This window comes from Amycolatopsis granulosa (genome assembly GCF_011758745.1).
GTDB lineage: Bacteria > Actinomycetota > Actinomycetes > Mycobacteriales > Pseudonocardiaceae > Amycolatopsis_E > Amycolatopsis_E granulosa.
Genome location: NZ_JAANOV010000001.1, coordinates 3,020,981 through 3,041,438 on the forward strand (window position 1 = coordinate 3,020,981; position 20,458 = coordinate 3,041,438).

The 20,458-nt window shown below is 72.0% G+C and carries 15 protein-coding genes and 1 tRNA gene; 7 read left to right on the plus strand and 9 right to left on the minus strand.

Features of this window, described 5'->3' with window-relative positions; translation table 11 throughout:
- Positions 1-12: 12 nt before the first annotated feature.
- Both FHX45_RS28415 and FHX45_RS14735 read right to left on the minus strand, forming a co-directional pair.
- Positions 13-2,307, minus strand: a complete 2,295-nt coding sequence (locus tag FHX45_RS28415; protein ID WP_167101438.1) for a LuxR C-terminal-related transcriptional regulator — start codon at positions 2,305-2,307, stop codon at positions 13-15.
- Positions 2,304-3,464 carry an Hsp70 family protein gene (locus FHX45_RS14735; RefSeq protein ID WP_167101441.1) on the minus strand — a complete coding sequence of 387 codons (1,161 nt, stop codon included), beginning with the start codon at positions 3,462-3,464 and terminating at the stop codon, positions 2,304-2,306. Before FHX45_RS14735 ends, FHX45_RS28415 begins: the two co-directional genes overlap by 4 nt.
- A 229-nt stretch (positions 3,465-3,693) precedes the next feature.
- On the opposite strand from FHX45_RS14735, the gene FHX45_RS14740 reads away from it, so the two are divergent.
- From FHX45_RS14740 to FHX45_RS14750, 3 genes are all read left to right on the plus strand, one after another.
- Positions 3,694-5,727 (plus strand): IniB N-terminal domain-containing protein, encoded by a 2,034-nt coding sequence (locus FHX45_RS14740; protein ID WP_167101444.1) that lies wholly within the window; start codon positions 3,694-3,696, stop codon positions 5,725-5,727.
- Between the two features lie 109 nt (positions 5,728-5,836).
- Positions 5,837-7,633 carry a dynamin family protein gene (locus tag FHX45_RS14745; RefSeq protein ID WP_167101447.1) on the plus strand — a complete coding sequence of 599 codons (1,797 nt, stop codon included), beginning with the start codon at positions 5,837-5,839 and terminating at the stop codon, positions 7,631-7,633.
- Positions 7,630-8,877: a GTPase family protein gene (locus tag FHX45_RS14750; RefSeq protein WP_167101450.1), complete on the plus strand. Its 1,248-nt coding sequence runs from the start codon at positions 7,630-7,632 to the stop codon at positions 8,875-8,877. The genes FHX45_RS14745 and FHX45_RS14750 overlap by 4 nt, the downstream gene beginning before the upstream one ends.
- A 23-nt stretch (positions 8,878-8,900) precedes the next feature.
- On the opposite strand, the gene FHX45_RS14755 is transcribed toward FHX45_RS14750, so the two are convergent.
- From FHX45_RS14755 to FHX45_RS28420, 3 genes are all read right to left on the minus strand, one after another.
- Positions 8,901-9,089 (minus strand): hypothetical protein, encoded by a 189-nt coding sequence (locus FHX45_RS14755; protein ID WP_167101453.1) that lies wholly within the window; start codon positions 9,087-9,089, stop codon positions 8,901-8,903.
- On the minus strand, positions 9,089-10,336 hold the full coding sequence (locus tag FHX45_RS14760; protein ID WP_208405934.1) for an aKG-HExxH-type peptide beta-hydroxylase: 1,248 nt from the start codon (positions 10,334-10,336) through the stop codon (positions 9,089-9,091). Before FHX45_RS14760 ends, FHX45_RS14755 begins: the two co-directional genes overlap by 1 nt.
- Positions 10,337-10,447: 111 nt before the next feature.
- Entirely contained in the window at positions 10,448-10,570 is a 123-nt protein-coding gene (locus FHX45_RS28420) for a hypothetical protein (RefSeq protein WP_279588870.1), read from the minus strand.
- A 235-nt stretch (positions 10,571-10,805) separates the two neighbouring features.
- Here FHX45_RS28420 and FHX45_RS14765 point away from each other — a divergent pair, with 235 nt between their 5' ends.
- Both FHX45_RS14765 and FHX45_RS14770 read left to right on the plus strand, forming a co-directional pair.
- A complete protein-coding gene (locus FHX45_RS14765) occupies positions 10,806-11,579 on the plus strand; it encodes a FadR/GntR family transcriptional regulator (protein ID WP_167101456.1) in 774 nt (257 codons plus the stop codon).
- 76 nt (positions 11,580-11,655) lie between these two features.
- The gene (locus FHX45_RS14770; RefSeq protein WP_341771462.1) at positions 11,656-12,819 is read left to right on the plus strand and encodes a hypothetical protein; all 1,164 of its coding nucleotides are present in this window, start codon (positions 11,656-11,658) and stop codon (positions 12,817-12,819) included.
- A gap of 597 nt (positions 12,820-13,416) precedes the next feature.
- Here FHX45_RS14770 and FHX45_RS14775 read toward each other — a convergent pair.
- Positions 13,417-13,501, minus strand: a tRNA-Ser gene (locus tag FHX45_RS14775).
- A gap of 20 nt (positions 13,502-13,521) precedes the next feature.
- Positions 13,522-13,986, minus strand: a complete 465-nt coding sequence (locus FHX45_RS14780; RefSeq protein ID WP_167101459.1) for a MarR family winged helix-turn-helix transcriptional regulator — start codon at positions 13,984-13,986, stop codon at positions 13,522-13,524.
- A 471-nt stretch (positions 13,987-14,457) separates the two neighbouring features.
- Between FHX45_RS14780 and ypfJ the strand changes: the two genes are divergently transcribed.
- Complete coding sequence (gene ypfJ, locus FHX45_RS14785; protein ID WP_167101462.1) at positions 14,458-15,369, plus strand: KPN_02809 family neutral zinc metallopeptidase; 912 nt, start codon at positions 14,458-14,460, stop codon at positions 15,367-15,369.
- A gap of 1,241 nt (positions 15,370-16,610) precedes the next feature.
- Here ypfJ and FHX45_RS14790 read toward each other — a convergent pair.
- Positions 16,611-18,092: a M28 family metallopeptidase gene (locus FHX45_RS14790; RefSeq protein WP_167101465.1), complete on the minus strand. Its 1,482-nt coding sequence runs from the start codon at positions 18,090-18,092 to the stop codon at positions 16,611-16,613.
- Positions 18,093-18,167: 75 nt separating this feature from the next.
- On the opposite strand from FHX45_RS14790, the gene FHX45_RS14795 reads away from it, so the two are divergent.
- On the plus strand, positions 18,168-19,145 hold the full coding sequence (locus FHX45_RS14795) for an NAD(P)H-quinone oxidoreductase (RefSeq protein ID WP_167101468.1): 978 nt from the start codon (positions 18,168-18,170) through the stop codon (positions 19,143-19,145).
- Here FHX45_RS14795 and FHX45_RS14800 read toward each other — a convergent pair.
- On the minus strand, positions 19,142-20,341 hold the full coding sequence (locus tag FHX45_RS14800; RefSeq protein ID WP_167101471.1) for a cysteine desulfurase-like protein: 1,200 nt from the start codon (positions 20,339-20,341) through the stop codon (positions 19,142-19,144). The genes FHX45_RS14795 and FHX45_RS14800 overlap by 4 nt on opposite strands.
- Positions 20,342-20,458: the final 117 nt, after the last annotated feature.

The window sequence follows — 20,458 nt, forward strand, 5'->3', positions numbered from 1 at the left end:
CGCGGCGCTCGGCTAGGACGCCACCTGCACGATCTCCCGCAGCTCGGCCAGCAGCTCACCGCGGCTGGACGCCCCGAGGCGCTGCCGCATGCGCGCCACGTGGTGCTCCACGGTCTTCGCGGAGATGAACAGCCGGTCGCCGATCTGCTTGTAGGTCAGTCCGGCGACCACGAGCTCCGCGACCTGCCGCTCCCGCTCGCTCAGCCGCGCCCCGCCCGTGTGCTCCACCGCTTCCCGGCCTGGGCGGCCCTGGAGCACCCGGGCGCAGTCGAGCAGGGTCAGCATCGCCTTGCGGTCGGACGTCCGGATCGCCGCCTGGCCGGCCAACCGCGCGCCGTCCCAGCACAGGCCGACACCGTGCAGGTCGCGGGCCGCCGACTCGACCTCGACCGCGTCGACCTCGCCACCGAGCACCTTCAGCCAGCACCCGGCCGCACGGGCGATCGTCGCGAAGTACGGACCCGCCACCGCCGCGTCGGCCAGCGCCGAGGCGTGCGACGCCGCCTCCTCCGGCTGCTCGGCGATCACCGCCGCGTGCAGTCCGCTCCAGTGCAGCGCGCTCGCCCACAACGGCGGATCACCGAGCCCGGCCAGCAACTCCCGCGCCTGCCGCAGGTGCGGCGCCAGCCGGTCCCGCTCGCCGAGCCGCGCCGCCGCCACCTCGAACTCGCCGAAGGGCAGGAACGTGAACAGGTCCACCGGATGCCGGACCACGGCTTCCCGGGCCTGGATCCAGATCCGCCGCAGCCCCGCCAGGTCACTGGCCCGGCGTGCCAGCCCGACCCGCAACCCGACCGCGAACAGCCAGTCCCGCGGGGACAGCTTCTCCCCGGCCGAGCGCAGCTGAGCGTTCGCGCCCTCCTCGTCGCCGCGGAGCATCGCGATCCACGCCAGCAGCAACCGGTGCCGCGGCACCAGCACGCCGGACGAGATCGCCCGCTCCAGCAACGGCTCGGCGATCGCCGCCTCACCGCAATGCAACGCCACCAGCGCGCCGAGCGCGGCCGGGCTGTCCGGCAGCAGCACCCGGTCCGACACCGGTGCCAGCATCTCGGCCGACCGGATCAAAGTGGACAGTGCGACCGTCGGCTGGCCGGTCACCGACTCCAGCACGCCCGTCGCGGCGGAGGACACCGCCCCGGCGAGCAGGGTCGGCGGGCCGTCCACCTCGGACCCGGCCAGCAACTTCTCCGCCTCGGCCAGCCGTCCGGACCCGGTCAGCCCGATCACCGCGAAGCACCGGGCCGCCGCGGTGCCCGACCACTGGAACAGCTCCGCGCTGCGCGCCAGCTGGCCGCGGTGGGCCAGCGCGGCACCCGCCACCTGCGCGCCCTCGGCCCGGTCCGCGGCGTCGTCCGAGGCGATCACCTGGTCGGCCAGCTGTAGTGCGGTGTCGAAGTCCCCGGCGCGCGCGACCGCCTCCGCCCAGCGGGATCCGACCGCGGCGGTCGGACGGCCCGCGCGCACCGCCGCCTCGTACAACCGGGCGGCGAGGGCCGGTTCCCGCGTCGCCTCGCCCGCGGCCACCTCGAACGCCGCCGCGACGTCCGTCCCGGTCACCCCGGTCCCGATCAGCGGCCGGACGAGGCTCAGCACCGGGCCGCCCCGGTCCAGCTGGCGCCGGATGAGCCGCAGCCGCAACGCGATCCGCCGATCGGCCGGCACCAGCTCCCGCAGCGCCCGTGCCGCGACCGGCAGCAACCGGCCGTCCGGTCCCAGGAAGCCGGTGGCGCGCACGGCTTCCGCGGTGGCTGCGGGCAGGTTCAGCGCGGCGAGCAGGTCGGGATCCGCGCCGGCTTCAATCGCCAGCAGGTAACACAACGTGTCCTCGCCCGCCTGGTCCAGCTCGTGCCGGAACGCGGCGACCAGCTCGCCGTCACCGGCGGCCAGCAGACGCACGAACCCGGGGACGCCGCCGGTTTGCGCCAGCACGGCGTCGGCCTGCAGCGGGCGCCCGGCCCCGGCCAGGAACGTCTCGGTGCGCGGCCGGTCGAACGGCCGCAGCACCAGCTGCCCGGTCAGCCGGCCGAGCACCTGGTTGAGCGCGGCGGGGCGGGGGTGCGGGCGGGCCGCGATGACCAGCCCCGTCGTGTCGTCGTCGAGCTGACCGGCCACTTCGGACAGTTCGGTGTCGGTGAGCAGGTGGGCGTCGTCGACCAGGCGCACGCCCGGCGCACCGGTGAGGTGGCCGAGCACGGCGGTCTTGCCGTAACCGCCGGGTGCCACGATCGCGAGGCGGACCGGTGCGAGCTGACCGGATTTGATCGCCGCGCAGACCCGCTCGGTGGGTTCGTCCAGCAGGATCACTCGTCGTCCTCGCTTCGGGAGCCGCCGCGGCGGGATGGCACGAACCGGCGACGGGGCGGTTCGAGCGGAGTCAGTACGACGGGCGGCCGCGGCGGAACGGGTTCGTCGTCGTACACGTCTTCGGGTTCCAGGTCGGGAAAGCCGGTCACCTTCGGCACGAGCGCGGTCGACTCGACGGCCGCGCCCTCCGCCAGCCGCGCCACCAGGGCCGCGCCGCGCGCGACCGCGGTGGCCGGCTCCGGCTCGGTCACCGCGCGGCAGCCGGTCAGCCCGACGACCAGGTCGGCCAGCAGCGGGACCGCGGCCGTGCCGCCGACGAGCAGCACGGCGCTCAGCCGCTCGTACCGGCGCAGCGGTTCCAGCGTGGCGAGCAAGCCCGGGCGCGCCAGCCGGTCGAATTCGGCACGCGTCACCCGCACCGGCCCGATCTCCGTCTCGGGCAGCACGGACAGCCGTTCCTTCGCCTCGGTGCACACCAGCCGCAACGCCGACGGCGCTACCTCGCCGCACCGGTCGCGGACGTGGTCGAACAGCAGGTCGTCGAGCACCTTGCCGGACACCGGCTCCGCCGGCTCGGCGTGCGTGACCAGCTCGAACGCGGTGGGACCGCGGTGCAGAACGGCCAGGTCGGTGTGCTCGCCGCCTATCCGGCACACCCCGACCAGCGTGCCCGGGTCGATCCGCTCGCGCGCGAGGTGACCCTCCGCGGCGGCGACCGGCGCGGGCAGGAGCATGGCGGGCGGGAGCCCGGCCGCGTGCAGGGCGTCGAGCAGCAGCTTGCGCCGGTAGGTGCCCCAGCTCGGCGGGTGGGTGACCGCGATCCGCTCGGCCGGCTCGCCTTCCTCGGCGGCGACCTGGTCCACGACCCAGCCGGCGGCGGCTGCGGTGAGCGCTTCCGCCGTATACAGTTCGTCACCGAGCAAGAACGGTACGTCATCACCGACGCGGCGCAGGAACCCGCGCGCCGTCCGGTCGGGCTCCGTCACCGACTGCCGCAGCGCCTCCGCACCGACCGACACGGTGGCGTCCGGCGCGACGTGCAGGATCGACTCGACCGGCGGCACGGCCACCGGCTCCGACCAGCTCTCACCCACGCCGCGGCACACGGCAGCGGCGATGCCGGTGCTGCCGATGTCGATGCCGAGAACGTGACGCATAGGGGCGGAATCCTCACTCACGGGGTTGCCCCTTCGTACCAAAGTCGCCCGTTGGGGTCACATCCCCTAATCCCCTAACGAGTGGCGTGGATGACCCGGTTCGAGGTTGCGGCCCGATCCCCGATGCCGCGGTAACGGAACGATCACTAAGTTCGGCCAAGGCGTCCTGCGATGCACCCCGGGCGCCTTGTCCGTTTTTTCCACCCCCGAGATCCGCGGAGATAATTCCTTGTCTCTCCCCGCCCAGAACCTGCACGAGTTCGTGCTGAACCTGCTGAACGACGAGGCTGCCCGGTCCGCGTTCGCCGCCGACCCCAGCAACGCGCTCGCCGCCGCCGGCTTGAGCGACGTCACGCCGCAGGACATCCAGGAAGTCGCCCCGCTGGTCGCCGACTACGCCCCCGCGCCGCTGGCCGACGCGCTGTCCGCGCTCCCGCTGGACGCCGGCACGACCGACCTGCAGGGTGCGATCGCCCAGCTCCAGGCCGTGGCCCAGGTCGCGGACGCGCTGCCCGTCGGCGCTCCCGAGCTGCCGCTGGACCTGCCGGCGCGCGCCGACCTGCCCACCGACGCCCTCCCGACCGGCGCGCTGCCGGTCGAGGCCCCCGAGCTGGGCGACCTGCCCGCGCTGTCCGAGGTGGGTCACCTGCCGGTGCACGCTCCCTCGCTGCCTGCCGACGCGCTGCCGGGCGCCCTGCCGGAGCTGGACGAGCTGCCGGTCGAGGTGCCGGGCCTGCCGACCGATCTCCCGGCCCGCAACGACCTCCCCGTCAACGACCTCCCCGTCAACGCGCTGCCGGTCGACGCGCTCCCGACCGACGGCCTGCCGGTCGCGCTGCCCGAGCTCAGCGACCTGCCCCTCGATGCCCCGGCTCTGCCGGCCGAGCTGCCGGTGAACGACCTGCCGGTCGACGCGCTCCCGACGAACGGCCTGCCGGTCGCGCTGCCGGAGCTGGACGAGCTGCCGGCCCTGCCGACCGACCTCCCGGCCCGCAACGACCTGCCCGTCAACGCACTGCCGATCGACCAGCTGCCGATCGACGCGCTCCCGCTCGGCGCGCTGCCGATCGACGCGGCCGAGCTGCCGGTGTCGCTGCCCGAGGTCGAGGGTCTGACCGGCGCGCTGCCCCAGCTCCCGGTCGAGCTGCCCAACCTGGGCGAGCTGCCGTCCCTGCCGGGCGTGGGCGCCGAGCGCGCCGACGTGCCGAACGCGGTGACCGGCCTGCCGGTCGACACTGCGGACCTGCCCGTGGGCACCGAGGACCTGACCGGTCTGGTCGGCACCGACGCCCTCGGCGCGCTGCCGGTGGACGCCCCGTCGCTCGGCGAGGCGCCGGACCTGAACATCCCGGTCGTCGGCCGCATCGCCACCGACAGCGCAACCTCCGCCGACGGGTACGCCGCCACCGTCTCCTACGCGGGTCACGTGGCCGACGGTGCCGCCGCGGCCGGCGTCGATGCCAAGAACGGCGCCGCCGTGGGCGGCACCGCGGGCACCCCGGCCGGTTCCTTCCTCGGCAGCGCCGCGGGCAGCACCAGCGGCTTCACCGGCGGGTTCGGCATCCAGAACAACGAGGGCGCGCTGCAGGCCGGCCTGACCGCCGACGACGACGCCGTCCTCGGCGGTGCACGCGCCGAGTCGGCGCTGGGCACCTACGGCGTCGGCATCAACGGCGTGCCCGCCGACCTGCCGAACTTCGACCAGGCCGGTGACCTCGCCGGTTCCCTCGACTCGGACGTCCTGAGCCGTTCCGAGCCGGCCGCCGGCCCGATCGCCGACTACGTCTCGATCGGCGGCGACCTGCTGGGCGGGAAGATCGCGCAGAGCTCGGCCACCCTCGGCGAGTACCTGACCGCGGGCGGCACGCAGTTCGGCGCGGCCGTGACCAACGCCGGCGCCCAGGCCGGCACCGCCGTGTCCGATGGTGGTCACCAGGCCGCCGACCTGGCCTCGGACCTGCCCGCCGCCCCCGGCGTGCCGTCCGCGCTGCCGGCCGAGGTGCCCACCACGATCCCGGCGGGCGACCTGCCGGTGCACCCGACCGCCGAGCTGCCGCAGGGGCTGCCGCACCTGCCGGTCGCGAACCCGCTGCCGGAGGTCACCCACCACGTCGAGCACGTGCTGTCCACCGACCCGGGCAAGGAAGTCCTGTCCGTCACCGACAGCCCGCTGACCGACGCGATCGGCCCCCTCAACCACGCACCGCTGCCCGAGGCCGCTGACCTCGGCGGCCTGCACGGTGACCTGCCCCTGGGTCACTGACCGGTCGCCGCGACGGCGCGGCTACCACTCACCGATGAAGCGGCGGGGTTCGTCTCAGAACGGACCCCGCCGCTTCACGTTTTGGTCACGACACGGCACACTCCTCCGCGTGCTTGCACCGCCCTGGCTCGACGTACTGGACGACACGGCCCACGTCTGCGCCACCCAGCGCCGTCCCGACCTCGTGGACCGGATCCGCAGACGCAGAGCGCAGCTGCTCGACGAGAAGCTGCGGGTGGTCGTGATCGGCGAGGCGGGCCAGGGCAAGAGCCAGCTGGTGAACGCCCTGGTCAACGCGCCGGTGTGCGCGGTCGGTGAGGACGCCACGACGACCGTGCCCGCCGTCGTCACCCATGCCGCCACCCCGACCGCGGCGGTCGTCACGGCCGGTCCGCGGGTCATCGAAGGCCCCGCCCGGGAGGCGGTGCCGGTCGATGCGGTCACCGGCCAGGCCAACCGGGACGCGGTCGCGGTGAGCGGCCCACCGGTCGTGCGGGCCGAGGTCGGCCTGCCCCGCGCGCTGCTGTCCGGCCTGGCGCTGGTCGACACCCCGGCGCAGGCGGCCATGGACACCGTCGACTCGGCCGACGCCGTGCTGATGGCCACCGACGCGACCAGCGAGTTGTCCGCGTCGGAGATCCACCTGCTCGAGCAGGTGATCCGGCTGTGCCCGACGGTGCTGGTGGTGCTCACCAAGATCGACCTGGTGCCGGGCTGGCGGACCGTCGCCGAGCGCAACCGCAGCCGGCTCGACCAGCGCGGCCTGGCGGCGTCGATGATCCCCGTGTCGGCGGCGCTGCGGCTGGCCGCGGCGCGCACCGGTGATCAGGAGCTCAACGCCGAGTCGGGATTCGGCGAGCTGGTCCGGTGCCTGCACCGCGACCTGCCCGGCCAGGCGGATCTGCTGGCCCGCCGCTCGGTGGCGGCGCTGAGCACGACCGCGGTGGAGTCACTGCAGAACTCGCTGCACGAGGAGTTCGCCGCCACCCAGCAACCGGACAACGGCGACACCGTCGCGCGCTGGCGGGCGGCCGGGCACCGGCTGGAGAAGCTGCAGCGCGACGCGAGCCGCTGGCAGACGATGCTGTCCGACGAGGTGTCCGACCTGATCTCCGACGTCGAGTTCGACCTGCGCGACCGCACGCGCAAGATCCTGGTCGAGGTCGACGAGTACTTCGACACCGCCGACCCGGCGAAGACGTGGGACGAGTTCGAGGCGTGGTTGCGGGAGAACCTCACCGCGGTCGCCGAGACGAACTCGGAGTGGCTGCTGGACCGGTTCGAGTGGATCGCCCGCAAGATCGCGCGCCAGGTCGCGCCGCACCGCGAGGACGCGCTGCCCGACTCGCTGCCACGCGACATCCCCGGTGACGCGGTCGGTGACCTGCGGATGCCGCGGGTCGAGCGGTTCGGCGTCGGGCAGAAGCTGTTCGTCGGCATGCGCGGGTCCTACAGCGGGCTGCTGATGTTCGGTCTGGCGACGACCATCGCCGGGCTGCCGCTGATCAACCCGATCTCGCTCGGCGCCGGCGCGGCGTTCGGCGCGAAGAGCGTGTTCGAGGAGCGCGGCAACCGGCTCAAACGACGCCAGCACGCCGCGAAGACCGCCGCGCACCGCTACGTCGACGACTTCTTCCTCCGCTACGGCAAGCACAGCAAGGACACCGCCCGGCAGATCCACCGCGCGCTGCGCGACCGGCTCAACGCGATCGCCGACGAGTTGCGCGGCGAGATCACCGAGACCGCCAAGACGTTCAAGCAGGCCATCGACGAGGACAGCACCCGCCGCACGGCCCGCGCGAACGAGATCCGCCGGATGATGGAGGAGCTGAACGTCCTGCGCCGGCGCGCCCAGGCCCTCGCCGCGCCGCCCCAGCTGCCGACCCAACGGGGGATCACCGCGTGAGCCTAGCCGCGCGGACGCGGGCGGTGCTCCAGGAAGCCGTCGGCGTCTACCAGGACAGCCCACGCGCGACGAGCTGGCTGCAGCGCCAGCTGACCCGGTTCGACGACCCGCTGCGCCTGGCGGTGGTCGGGCCGAGCGGGTCCGGTCGCTCGACGCTGGTCGCCGCGCTCGCCGGGGAGCCGCCGCAAACCGAGATGACCTGGTTCCGGACCGCACCGGGGCGCTCGGGGGACGAGCTGATGCTGATGGACACCCCGGCGATCGACGGCGGTGCGGCACCCAGCACGATCGAGGGGATCAGCATGGATGCCGACGCCGTGCTGTACCTCGTGCGGCGCCCGTCCGGAGCGGATCTCGGTTTCCTGCACACCCTGCAGGACCATCCGGTCGCGCGCGCGGCCCCGGTCAACGCGCTCGTCGTGCTCTCCCGGGCCGACGAGCTGGGCGGGGGGCGGATCGACGCGGTGATCTCCGCGCGGCAGGTGGCGCGCCGGTACCGGGTGGCGCCGCAGGTGGCCGGGTTGTGCCAGGACGTCGTGCCGGTGGCCGGGCTGCTCGCCGCGGCCGGGCGCACGCTCACGGAGCCGGAGTTCTCGGTGTTGCGCACGCTCGCGGCGATACCGCGGGCGGAGCTGGAGCCGGGGTTGCTGTCCGCGGACCGGTTCGCTGCGGTGGAGTTCCCAGCGCCGGTGGCCGCGCCCGACCGCGCCGCGCTGCTCGGCCGGTTCGGGTTGTTCGGGGTGCGGCTGGCGGTGACGTTGATCCGCCGTGGCGCGGACACGTTGCCCGCGTTGGCCGGGCAGCTCGTGCCCCGCAGTGGCCTCGCTGACCTGCGGGAGGCCATCGACGGGTACTTCGTGGCGCGGCGGGACGTGCTGAAGGCCCGTTCCGCGTTGATCGGGCTGGAAGTGGTGCTGCGCATGGAACCGCGGCCGGCCGCGGCGGGGTTGGCCGCGGAGCTGGAACGGCTGCTGGCGGGTGCCCACGAGTTCCGGGAGCTGCGGCTGGTGTCCGCGCTGCGAACCGGACGGACGTCCTTTTCCACCGAGCTGACCGCGGATGCGCTGCGGCTGCTGGGTGCTGCGGGCACCTCCCGCACCGAGCGGCTGGGCGGCGAACAGGTGCTGCCGGCCGTGCGGCGATGGCGGGACCAGGTGGAGAACCCGGAGCTGAGCGCGCGGCAGCGGCGTGCGGCGGCGGTCGTGGTGCGCAGCTGCGAAGCGATGGCGAACGGGACGATCTGACGCTACGGACCGTCCGGCCGGGTTCAGTCGTCCTCGGGGCCGGCGGGCTTGAGGTAGGCGGTGCCGCCGGTCGGCATGCGGCGGAAGAAGTCGACGCGGGTGATCGGCCGGCCGCTGGGCCGGTTGCCGGGATCCGGAGACTCCGGCCGGGGCACCGTCGCTTCGCCGGGCCGGTTTTCGTGCCTCCGGCGCGGATCCCACTGGATCGACATCAGGTTCCTTCCGACGTGCCTGTTCCGTCCGAAGAGGACAGTACTCCGCCGCGCGGGGTGGCACGAACCAAGGTCGCCTCCGCCAGCGCACCCAGCACCGCCGCCCGTCCGGCACCGATTTCCGACAGGGACCGGCCGGCCGGAGCCCGGCTCAGCTCGACCACCAGTTCGGCGGCTTCCCCGTCCAGCCAATGCAATTCGGGCGGGGTGCCAGGACGTCCGGCGAGCACCCGGCCGGTGGACTCGATCCGGGCGAGCCGCACCATCGGGTCCAGCGTGTAGTGGCCGTCGCAGATCGAACGGGTGACGGGCGACGGTGGTTCGGGCTCACCGCCGTCCCCGAGCAACGTGTGCAGCAGCCACCTGGCGTCGGATTCCAGCGCGTCCTGTTCACCCAGCAGCCAGCGTCCGATCTCCGTCGCCCGCTCGCGCGCCCGCGTCAGCAGCGAATCCGGGCCCAGTTCCCCCATCTCCCCACGACGAGCGACGTCATCGGCGAACTGGGCCAGGCAGGTGTAGGCGTGGAACGCCGCCATCACCTGTTCGACCGGCCACACCGCGACCGACCAGGACGGCCGGAACTCCCGCCCCGCGGCGACGTCCGCGCCGAGGAAGTTCCGCGTGATCGCGAGGTCGAACAGCTTGACGTGGGCGCCCTCGTGGACGACCGCCTCGGCGACCGCGTAGGCCGACGACGGCCGGTCGATCAGGATGAGACCGGGGAACAGCCGCGACGACGCGGAGATCAGCCCGCCGGAGGTGGCCGGATCGAGGACCACCAGCAGGCCGACGTGCGCCAGCAGGTCGTCGGCGAGCGCAGGGCTGACCTCCCGCACCTTGCGCAGACCGGCCGCGACCGTGGCCAGCGCTTCGTCGTCGCCGGTCAGCGGTTGTGGCGGGCGCCGTCCGGGCAGGCTCTGGGTCTGGATGACCCGCATCGCCCCGGCCAGCCGGTCGTCGGTTCCGGTGACCACGCGGATGGTGAACGGCCCGGCGGGCAGCTCGGTCGTGCGGGCACCGAGGTCGTCGTCGATCCGGGGGTCGAAGGGCATCCGCCCGGCCAGCGCTTCCCCGATCCGGAACCGGAACAGGGGGTTGTCGAGCTGTGTGACCGGAACCGGCTCGTGCCCGGGCGCCAGGAGCTCGAGGCCGAGCCGGTACAGCGCGCGGCGCTCCTCGATCACCGCGCCGGCCGGCGCCAGCGCCGCGTGCACGGCCGTGGCATCCGGCCAGGCAGGTCTGGACATCCGCGCGGCTTCCGGTAGGTGGGGAACAGCCCTGGACCGCGCGAGAGTACAACTCGCACCGGACCCCGCCGCGCAACGGGGCGGCTGTCAGACAACAGACGGATCAGGCTCCTAGGTACCCGCACCGAGGAACGAGACGATCTGGACGAACCCCAGCACCGCCAGGACGAATCCCGCCGTCAGGGTCATCACGATGACCGTTCGCCACCCGATGAGGGTTACTCCGAGAGCCACCAAGAAGATCACAGCGAACAGAGATTCCGGGTTCATGGCGAAAACCTCCTCACTGGCCGCGGTGGCTCCGGGCTGGTGGCCCGGCCGCTCACCTGCTGTCGGCATCTGTATGATCGCGTTGCTGTCAGTTGTCTGTCAAGCAACTACTGCTGACAGACAACTTGCGTCTGGCATCTGATCAGAGTTAGGGTTTCTGGAAGCTCGGGGACTCCAGGAGCCACGCGAGAGGTCGACGATGGACGACGAGAGCTGGGCTCTCTCACCGAACACCCGCAAGCCGCTGCCCGAACTGATCGAGGACAAGATCAGGTCGCTGATCCGCAGCGGCAAGTTCCAGGCGGGCGACCGGCTGCCCACCGAACCCGAACTGGCCCAGCGCATGGCGGTGGCCCGCAGTTCGCTGCGCACCGCCTTGCAGCGGCTACAGCTCCAGGGCGTGGTCGAGGTGATGCGCGGCCGCGGCTGGTACGTCCGGTCGACCGACGTGTCCGAGCACGACGAACCCCTGGTGTTCGACCGGCGCGTGAGCGATGCGGACCTGTTGGAGGTCCGCATCGCGCTCGAGACCACCGCGGCGAGCCTGGCCGCGACCCGAGCCACGGAGGGCGAGCTGGACGACATCGCGAAGCTGGCGAAACTGCACCAGTCCGCGTCGATCGACGACAAGGACGAGCTGCTGCAAACCGACGAGGACTTCCACGCCGCGGTCGTGCGTGCCAGCCACAACGAGCTGCTGGACCAGCTGTACCGGTCGCTGGTGCCGCAGCTGCGCGGGTACCGGCGCAACAGCTACAGCAGCTCCGAGGTGCACGTCCGCTCGGCCAACGACCACAACCAGGTCACCTGGTTCCTCAAGCGCCGCGACGAGGGCGGCGCCCGCGCGGCGATGGCGACGCACCTGCTCGGCCTGTACACCGACCTGATCACGCAGACCGGCACACCGACCGGCCGGCGGGCCACGCTCACCACGTACGCACTGGAAGACGAACCGCGCTGGCAGCAGCCGTGAATTAAGCCTATCGGCCGCTTTCGCCGTCCCGGCCGCTCCGCCGATCATGAGTTCTCTCGAACCGGGCGGAGAGGCTGTGACAGCTGGGGAGAAACAGCGGCCTGGTGTGCCCGCGCGCCCTGGTGTGCTGCACCTCGCGATCGGCCTGGTGGCCGCCGGGGTCGCCGCGCTGCTCGCCGTCGTGTCCTGGCCCGCCGCGGCCGGGTGGCCGACCGCGGTGCACGACGTGCTCGTGGCGATGTTCCCGCTGGTCATCGCCGCCGGATGCGGGATCGGCGGGTACGAGCTGTTCGTGCACCGGCGGCTGGTGGCGGAGCTCGCCCGGATCTCCGGCCCGCGAATCGTGGAGGCGCTGCTGCCCCAGCAGGTGATGGAAACCTTCCTGCACTCGATCTACGGCGACAACGAGGCCAACCGCGACGTGGTGACGGGCGTGCTGGGCGGCGAGGGGCTGCGGCCGCTCGGCGGGGACCTGACGATCAGCACGCACACCGGCGTGATGTTCGAGCTGAGCGCGGTGGACCACGAGATCTACCACCTGACCACGGCGGTGACGTACAGCTTCAAGAAGAACGTGCAGGTGGACCGGTTCATCATCTTCGCGACCTGCGATGCGCTGCTGCGGGACTCGATCAGCGCCGGCTGCCAGCTGCCGCTGTTCGAGCTGTGGTTCGTGCCGGACAGTTCGCTGTTCGAGAGTTCCGTGGACGACATGCTGCCGTCCGTGCAACTGCGGATCGAGTACCTCGACGAGGCGGGCCGGCACCACGTGGCATCGTCGAACCGGCTCGAACTGCGCGAGGTGAAGTACCAGCAGTGGGCCGACTACCTGACCTTCTTCCGCACCAACATGGGCCCCCTCCCCCGCCAGAACACCCTCGACCACCTGTCCGACCTGCGCATCTTCGAATGCGACCTGTCCGACATCGCCGGCGACGACCACGCGGTCGCCGCGATCGAGCGCCTGTCGATGCGGGCGACCGCGCTGCAACGCATCGACGACGGATACTGCTACTGGCAGGCGCCGTACCCGTGTTACGTCGAACGGATCTCGATGTCCGCCAGGGAACTCGCCCTCGACGGCGGCACCCGCTTCGAGTTCCGGGTCGTGCCTTTCACCTTCCGGTCGAACACCGCCTCGGCGCACTGGCTGAAGGCGGAGGACCTGCCCGACCTCGACGTGCGGTCCTGGCTGCTGCCCGGCCATGGCGTGGCGCTGCTCTGGCGCCCGGCGAAGTGACGCGGGAAGGCTCACCCCACGACCGGAGCCGAACCACGGCACCCAGCGAGAGCCGCCGGTCATCGGTCGTTCGGGGGGATCTCGAACAACCTCGCGACGTCGGCCAGGTCGCCGCGTCCTACCGCGAGTTCAAGCTGCGTCCCGTAAACCAGGACGACGTCAGTGCGGACCAGGCGGAAACGCTCCCAGGCAGTCCGTCGCCGCGTCCTAACCGGTGTTGCAGCTACGTAGTCCAGCTCCGTGACAGCCGATCGACGTGAACGCGGCGACCAGCGCGCTCGACCTCGGGACAGCCGCAGGCGCCCGGACCGCCACCGCGGCAAGCCTCCCTCCGGCCACCGCACCGCGCACCGCAGCCTGATCTCGCCCCCCGACTCGAAATCCTTCCGACGTCTGCGCGACACACGTTCCCGCCGCCGATCGGTATCGAGCTCGAAGGACGGAGCCCCCATCAGCGACCCCACCAGGTCGGCGAGCACGTCCCACATCCCGCAGAAGCTACCCGCCCCGCGGGACGAGCCGGCCCGGCGAGACCAGGGCACCCGCCACGACACCGGCCAAGGATGCCGGACGCGGCATATGCCCTGGTCACAGACGCGGAAGCGGAGGGATTTGAACCCCCGGTCGGTTTCCCGACGCTCGCTTTCAAGGCGAGTGCATTCGGCCGCTCTGCCACGCTTCCCTGGGCCTCAGGGTAGCTGCTCAGCCGCCCAGGCCATCGAGGTGTTCGGCGACCCTGGAGAACACCGTGGCGAGCACCGCCTGCTCCTCGGGCGTAACCAGGTCGATCAGGTGCGCGCGCACGCCTGCCACGTGCGTCGGGGCCGCTTCTTCCAGCAGGGCCGCCCCGCCGGGCGTCAGCTCGGCCACGACGCCGCGCTTGTCATCCGGGTCGGGCGCGCGCCGGGCCAGGCCGGCGGCCTCCATGCGTGCGATCTGGTGCGACAGCCGGCTCTTCGTCGACGCCATCACCGTGGCGAGATCGGACATGCGCATCCGCCCGTCCGGCGCCATCTCCAGGCACACGAGCACCTCGTAGTCGGTCAGCGAGACGCGGTGCGCGGCGGCCAGTTCGCGGTGCAGCCGCTGGCGGAGCCGTAGCGTGGCGACGATGTACGCGCGCCAGGCCGACATCTCCGGCTCACTCAGCCAGCGCGCCTCACCCATGCCGGAACATTAGCCGGGAGGCCCGAATACCAACCAACGAGGGACGACGCCCCGGTTGAGGATTCGATGCCGCAGGCGCAGACTTGGGGGCAACGGCGGATCGGTCACCGGTCCGGGACGCACTACCCGGGTGCGGCCCACCGAGCCGTCCGACGGGAGAGGATCAGGTGGTTCAATGACGAGAAGTTCCTCGCGGTTGACTACCGGATTACGCTGTGGACCCACGGCCGGGATGCGATGAACCCAGTCCGGCTGTGACTGTGAGCAGCACGGGTTTCCATCTCGATGCGCCTCGACCATCGTTAGCGCACTACGGCGATTTCGAGCCTGTTTCGGTGCGGTCTCCGTGTCCGCACCGCAGAGCGACTCGCCGGCCCGCGACGTGGTCAACCGCTGATTACAATTGACAACCTCGGTAATCCTGGGTGCGGACCGGCCGGTCCGCACCCAGGCTTGTGTGAGGGAGAACGCGTGCGGTTTGACGAAGGCGCCGGGCTGGACACGTCCGAGGTCGACGACCTCCGCGGAGGTGGTGGCGGGATCGGGAGCAGAATCGCGCTCGGCGGTGGCGGCCTCGGCGTCGTCGGCGTGATCATCTACTTCGTGCTCTCCCAGATCGGGGGGGTCAGCCCCAGTGGTGCGGGCAGTCTGGGCGATCTCGGGTCCGGGGAGCAGGTCACCAACGGGCGGCTCGCGCAGGAGTGCCGCACCGGCGCGGACGCGAACTCCAACCACGATTGCGCGATCGTCGCCATCGTGAACTCGGTTCAGGACTACTGGAGCGACCAGTTCGCGCGCTCCGGCCGCACCTACCGGCAGGCGCAGACGAACTTCTTTAGCGGCGCCGTGCGCACCGGCTGCGGCAACGCCACCTCCGACGTCGGACCGTTCTACTGCCCGGCCGACTCCGAGGTCTATATCGACTTGTCGTTCTACAACGAGCTGCGCACGCGATTCGGGACGCAGGGCGGGACGTTCGCCGAGGCGTACGTGCTCGCGCACGAGTACGGCCACCACGTGCAGAACCTGCTCGGCACGTCCCGCCGGGTCGGCAACCAGACGGGACCGACGTCGGGTTCGGTGCGGCTCGAACTCCAGGCCGACTGCTACGCCGGCGTGTGGGCCAACCACGCGACAACCACACCGTCGTCCAGCGGGCGGCCACTGATCAGCGACGTCACGCAGGACGACATCCACCGCGCGCTCGACACCGCCTCCCGCATCGGCGACGACTACATCCAGTCGAAACTCGGTGGGGGCCACGTGGACTCCTCGCAGTTCACGCACGGCACATCGGCGCAGCGGGAACGCTGGTTCACCACCGGGCTGCAGACCGGCGACCCCGCCCGCTGCGACACCTTCGGCACCAACAACCTGGGCTGACGCCGCTGCTGCACGAGTGGACAGTTCGTCTGCGCGCGAGTGGGACTCTCGCGTGTCGGTGAGTGATTGGGCCGTTCACCGACCCGCGAGAGGGACACCTCACGCACTCATGACTGCGAAGCTCGCACGCTGATGAGCGAATGGGTATCTCGGGCGGTCACGGGTGGAGCGTCTCGTGGGCCGGCGAGTGGGCCTGTGGTGCGGTCGGCGACTATCCCTTTCGCACAGCCCGAAATCGGCCGTCGCGCGCCCGCGAGTGGAACCGTTCATGCCTGCGTGAGTAGAACTTTCGCGCGCCCGTGAGTGGCACCCTCGCGCCAGCGCGAGCGGCACCCGCGTGCCAGCGTGAGCGGCACCCTCGCGCCCGCACGAATGGAACCTTCACGCGCCCACGAACGGCACCCTCGCGCCAGCGCGACTGGGAACCTCGTGCCCGCACGAATGGAACCTTCGCGCGCCCGTGAACGGCACCCTCGCGCCAGCGCGAGCGGCACCCGTGTGCCAGCTCGCGGAACCGTCCGCGCCGCGCGGGTGGAACCCTCGTGCCTGCGCGGGTGGAACCCTCGTGCCTGCGCGACTGGAACCCTCGTGCCTGCGCGGGTGGAACCTTCGCGCGCACGTCAGCGGCACCCTCGTGCTGGCGCGTGCGGCATATTCGCGCACGGGGCCGGCGGGGTCGTCGTCACCGGCGGCGCGGAGGGAGATTTCGCGCAACCGTGACTGGGACTTCCGCGTGAGTTGACCGGACCTTTCACGCGTCCCGAGTGGAACGGTCGAACAGCACGCGAGTGGAACTGTTGCATGCGCGTGAGCGGGACTCTCGAGTGGTCGTGATTGGAGACTTCGCGCGTCCACCAGCAGGGCTGTCCTGCTCGCACAAGTGGGACTTTCGCGCAGTGTGCATGGAACTCTCGCGCGTCGACGAGCGAGACCATCGTGCCTACGCGCGAACAGGACCCTCGCGCGTCCGCGAACAGGGCCCTCGCGCGTCCGCGAACAGGGCCCTCGCGCGTCCGCGAACAGGGCCCTCGCGCGTCCACGAACAGGACCCTCGCGCGTCCGCGAAGTGGGGCCGTCGCCCGTCGGGCGAATGGGACGGTCCTGCGCGGACGGCTCGCCGGCACGGAAAGGAGGTGTCGCCCGGCCCGGGGCCGGGCGACACCTCCTGCACGATCAAGCAGCGGCTGACGCCGCGGCCCGTTCAGCCACGCGATCGGGGCCGCGCCCGGCGGTCAACCGGGTCAGGCAACAGCCGACCTGGCCGCCTTCGCCGCGGGGTGCCGGTGCGGTTTCACCGCCGGCTTGCCCGGGGCGACACCGTTCACCGACTCCGTGCTGAGCGCGAACGTTCCCAGTGCCCAGGCGATCGTGTCGGCGTTGCGGTCCAGTGCCACGCGGTCCACGTTGCCGAGGTTGTCGCACGCCTGGTGGTAGCACGGGTCGTACGCGACACCTGCCTGGCCGCCCCACTTCGCGGCCTGCTCGGGCGTCTTCGCGTCCTCCGCGCCGGTGAACAGGCCACCCGAGGGAATCCCCACCGCGATGAACTCACCGTAATCCGACCGGCCGTCGAAGTCCGTGCCCTCCGTGGGAACGCCGCGGTCGTTCAGGTATCCGGTCAGGGTCCGCTCGATCTGCGCCGAACCGTACGGGCCCGGTCCGGCCCCCACCCCGTCGGAATTGTCGCCGTCGTAGGCGAAGTACGCCGCGTTCGGCGAGCCGATCATGTCGAAGTTCAGGTACAGCGCGATGTCCAGCTGCTGCTCGAACGTCAGCGAGTCCACATAGTACGTCGATCCGACGAGGCCGTACTCCTCGGCGCTCCACCACGCGAACCGCACCGCGTTCTCCACCTTCGGCTTGCTGCCCAGCTGCAACGCGATCTCCAGCAGCGCCGCCGAGCCGGTGCCGTTGTCGTTGATGCCCGGCCCTGCCGGAACGCTGTCCAGGTGCGCACCGGCCATCACCACGTTGTCCTTGCGGCCGGTCTTCGTCTCCGCGATCACGTTGTACGACGTCCGCTGCTCCCGGAACTCGCGCAGATCCAGCGTCACCGTCGCACCGTTGCGCCCGGCGAGCGCCTGCCCGTCGGCCTGGGAGATGCCGCCCGTCGGGATGCGCGAGGCAGCCGGGTCGCCGAGCGTTCCGTTCAGCGGGCCTGCCTCGTTGTTGTAGATGATCGCGCCGAGCGCACCGGCGTCCGCGGCCGCCGCCTGCTTCTGCGCGAACGGGCACGCGCCGCGCGACACCAGCACGATCTTGCCCGTCACCCCGGTGTAGTCCGACACCTCGCAACCGGGGGTGGCGTCGACCGGGACCACCGCCAGCGGCGCCGTGATCCCGCCCGCGGGAGTGGACGCGCTGTAGGTCATGACGGTGATCGGGACGTCCGCCCCACCCACCGTCAGCTTCTCCGCGAGCTTTTCGGTGTAGACGAACGGGAACTCCTGCCGCGTCACCGAATACCCCGCGTCGGCGAGCTTGCCGGCGATGTACTCGGCCGACGCGGCGTGACCGTCGGTGCTCGCGGCGCGGTTGCCGGCGTGGCTGTCGGCGATGCGCTGCAACGCGACGAGATGGCGGTTGATCGCACCGGCGTCGGTCTTCTTGACGAGCTGTGCGGGTAGCGGGGACGGGGCTGCCGTCGCGGCCGGGGTGACGGCCGACGCGAGCGCGGCGGTCAGCACCAGGGCGGCAAAGGTTCGCTTTGGCCGAAGTGACATGGGCAGTCACTTTTGTCCCGATCCGCCCGAAGGTCAATCGTGCATTCGGTCTACCCCGGCAATAGGGTCGGGCTCATGCATGCGATCAAGCTCCGTGAACCCGGCGGCCCGGACAACCTGGAATGGGTCGAGGTCGCCGACCCGCAACCGGGCCCCGGCGAGGTCCTCCTCGACGTCGCCGCCAGCGCGGTGAACCGGGCGGATCTCCTGCAACGCCAGGGCAACTACCCACCGCCACCCGGGGCGAGTGACATCCTCGGCCTGGAGTGCTCCGGCAGGATCGCGCGGCTCGGCGAGGGTGTCGAGGGCTGGCAAGTCGGCGACGAGGTGTGTGCGCTGCTCGCCGGTGGCGGCTACGCCGAACGCGTCGCCGTGCCCGCCGGGCAGCTGCTCCCGGTGCCCGGCGAGGTCGACCTGATCACCGCCGCCGGCCTGCCCGAGGTGGCCTGCACGGTCTGGTCCAACATCGTGATGCACGCCGGCCTCACCGAGGGTGATGTGCTGCTCGTGCACGGCGGCGCTGGCGGCATCGGCACGCACGCGATCCAGGTCGGCAAGGCACTGGGCGCCACGGTCGCGGTCACCGCCGGCTCGGCGGACCGGCTGGACCGCTGCCGCCAGCTCGGTGCCGACCTCGCGATCAACTACCGCGAGCAGGACTTCGTCGAAGTGCTCCAGAAGGAAACCGGCGGGGCCGACGTCATCCTCGACAACATGGGCGCGAAGTACCTGGACCGCAACGTCAGCGCGCTGAGGACCGGCGGCCGCCTGGCGATCATCGGCATGCAGGGCGGCGTCAAGGGCGAGCTGAACATCGGCAAGCTGATGAGCAAGCGCGCCAGCGTCGCGGCCACCACGCTGCGGGCGCGACCGGTGGACGACAAGGCGCGCATCGTCGCGGACGTGCGGGACCGCCTGTGGCCGCTGGTCGCCGAGGGCGCCGTGCGGCCGATCATCGGCCAGGTCGTGCCGATGGCCGATGCGGCGGCGGCCCACCGTGCCCTCGAGGAGGGCGGCGTGTTCGGCAAGGTGCTGCTGTCGGTCCGCGGCTAGCGCAGCTCTTCCAACACCCGCGCCAGCTGGTTGACCTCGAAGACGTTGGAGTAGTGGGCGAGCGCGATCCGCACCGCGCCGCCCACCTCTCCGACGCCGAGCGCGGCGAACACGCCGCTGGTGCCGAGGTCGGCGAACGCGCACAGGCCCTGCGAGGCCAGGTATTCGGCGATCTCGGGCGCCTTCTTGCCCATCACCGTGAAGGCGAGCGCCGGGATGCGGCGCATCGCGTCGCCGATGACCATGACGTGCCGCAGCGCGCGCAGTTCGGTGCTGAGCTGGGCGAGCAGTCCCGCGTGGTAGGACTTCGCCGACCCCAGCGAGGTCACCAGACGCTCGCGGCGGGAGCCGGTGGCGGCGTCGTCCAGGCCGGCGAGGTAGTCGATGGACGCGATGAGCCCGGCCAGCAGCGGGTAGGCGTGCGGCCCCAGCTCCAGCCGGGCGGGCCCGCGGGCACCCGGGTCGAGCGACGCGGACGGCAGCCGTTCCAGCAGGTCGGGGTCGCGGAAGACCAGGGCGCTGACGGCCGGACCGCCCCACGCCTGCGCGGCCACGACGAGCACGTCGGCACCGAGGGCGTTCATGTCGAGCGGCACGAACGGCGCGGCGGCGGTGGCGTCGACGACCACCAGCGCACCGACCCGTTTGGCGAACTCGGCGATCGTGGGCACGTCCGGGCGGGTGCCCACCGCTCCGGAGGCGGCGGTGACGGCGACCGCCTTGGTGCGGGCGTTGACCAGGTTCTCGTACTGCCAGGCCGGCAGCTCGCAGTTCTCGATGTCGATCTCGGCCCAGCGCACCACCGCGCCGACCCGTTTCGCGCCGTGCGTCCAGGGCACGATGTTGGCCTGCTCGTCCAGGCGCGAGACCACCACCTCGTCACCGAGGGTCCAGCGCTCCGACAGGGCGTCGACGAGCCGGCGCAGCAGCACCGCCGCGCTCGACCCGAGCACGACACCGGCCGGATCGGCACCGACGAGATCGGCCACCGCCCGTCTGGCCGCGGTCACGATGCTCTCCGCCCGCTGCGACGCCGGGAACGCGCCGCCCGGTCCGGAGACCGGGGCGCGCATCGCCGTCGAGACGGCGGAGGCCACCTGTTCGGGTACCAGCATTCCGGCAGGGCCGTCGAAGTGGATCCAGCCGTCACCCAGCGCGGGGAACAACCCACGAATTCGAGCGACGTCGAACGCCATGAGCACCACCGTACGGACGAGTAGTTTCGCGGCGCGTCCCGGGGTTGGGCTGTCCCCGACCGCCGCCGCGCGGAAAGACTAGGCTCGGACACAGCGCGTTGCCGAACCAGCCAGGAT